This is a genomic window from Alkalicoccobacillus porphyridii, from assembly GCF_007293315.1.
GTDB classification, from domain to species: Bacteria; Bacillota; Bacilli; order Bacillales; family Bacillaceae_D; genus Alkalicoccobacillus; species Alkalicoccobacillus porphyridii.
Genome location: NZ_VLXZ01000422.1, coordinates 1 through 234 on the forward strand (window position 1 = coordinate 1; position 234 = coordinate 234).

1 protein-coding gene is annotated in these 234 nt (G+C 50.9%); it reads left to right on the plus strand.

The window, feature by feature from the left end:
• The coding region (locus tag FN960_RS24795; RefSeq protein ID WP_143850874.1) for a family 1 glycosylhydrolase at window positions 1-183 on the plus strand (183 nt) is incomplete at its 5' end.
• Window positions 184-234: the final 51 nt, after the last annotated feature.

Genomic DNA, 234 nt, shown 5'->3' on the forward strand with positions numbered 1-234 from the left:
GGCTACACCACATGGGGCTGTATTGATTTAGTTTCCGCCTCTACGGGTGAAATGAGCAAACGCTACGGTTTTGTCTACGTAGACCGTGACGACGCAGGCAACGGCACGCTGACGCGCACACGTAAGAAATCGTTCTGGTGGTATAAAAAAGTGATTGCCAGTAATGGTGAAGATTTAGAGTAAGTAACAGTGCCGGATGCGGCGTGAACGCCTTATCCGGCCTACATGTCGCAC